Raw genomic sequence first — 1,280 nt, 5'->3', positions numbered from 1 at the left:
TGGTCTGAGTTGAGTTTTGATGCGTTGAGTACTCCGGAGTGGCTGGGTTTGTTGGAGGCCGGTGAACTGCTTGCGCGTCTGGTGCGGGGTCCCGAGCCGGAGTTGATCAATCACCTCAAGGCCCGCGCCAGTGACGCCGATTTGGGTGGGCGCTTGCACACCGTGATCGCCGATCGCCTGCACATCACCCCGGCTGAGTCCAGCCGCCGCATCCACGATGCTGCTGAGCTGGGGCCGCGCTGGGCGTTGACCGGAGAACCCCTGCCCCCGGTGCTGGCCGCTACCGCTGCTGCGCGCCGCACCGGCGGTATCGGTGAGGAGCACATCAAAGTCATCCGCACCTTCTTCAAGACCCTGCCCGCCGGCGTGGCCGCCGATGTGCGCAAGGAAGCCGAAAAGCAGTTGGCCACCCTGGCCACACAACTGCGCCCCGATGAACTGCGCGAAGACGCCCGCACGCTCTACGACATGATCGACCAGAACGGCCCCGCCCCCCACGACGACGACCAGGACAGCGCCCGCGCCCGCAAGCGCGGTATCACCCTGGGTCCGCAACAGGGCGATCTGATGTCGGCGATCAGCGGCTGGGTCGATCCCGAACTGCGCGCGGTGCTAGAGGCTATCGAGGCCAAACTGGGTGCTCCGGGCCAGTGCCACCGGGATCAGGAAAACCCGGCGGTCGATGACGAGCCGTCCCAACAGGCCGCGCGCACCGACGTGCGCTGCAAGGCCCAACGTTTCCATGACGCGCTGCTGGCCGGTGGGCGGGCGTTGCTGGCCTCGGGGAAGTTGGGTCAGCACAACGGTTTACCCGCCTCGATCGTCGTCACCACCACGCTTAAAGATTTGGAGGCTGCCGCGGGCCGGGGGTTGACCGGTGGCGGCACCCTGTTGCCCATGTCCGACGTGATCCGCTTGGCCCGCCACGCCCATCACTATTTGGCCGTGTTCGATAACGGCAAGCCGTTAGCGCTTTATCACGCCAAGCGGCTGGCCAGTCCCGCGCAGCGACTTGTGTTGTACGCCAACGCCCGCGGCTGCAGCTTTCCTGGCTGCTCGGTCAAGGGATACTACTGCGAGGTGCACCACGTGCTGCCCTACGCCGGATCCCGCGACACCGACATCAACCAGCTCACCTTCGCCTGCGGCGCACACCACCCGCTGGCCGAACAAGGCTGGACCACAAGAACAACCGCCACCGGCGACGTCGAATGGATCCCCCCAGCCCACCTTGACCACGGCCAACGCCGCACCAACCGCTACCACCACCCAGAGAAAAC

General features: G+C 66.1%; 1 protein-coding gene. It reads left to right on the top strand.

The genetic code is table 11. From position 1 onward, the window contains the following. Positions 1-9: 9 nt before the first annotated feature. The coding region (locus A5634_RS05320; protein WP_081290206.1) for an HNH endonuclease signature motif containing protein at positions 10-1,280 on the top strand (1,271 nt) is incomplete at its 3' end.

Source organism: Mycobacterium asiaticum (assembly GCF_001673365.1).
Lineage (GTDB): Bacteria > Actinomycetota > Actinomycetes > Mycobacteriales > Mycobacteriaceae > Mycobacterium > Mycobacterium asiaticum_A.
The sequence above is the reverse complement of the archived record's forward strand: the minus strand, read 5'-3'. Positions and strand labels throughout refer to the sequence as shown.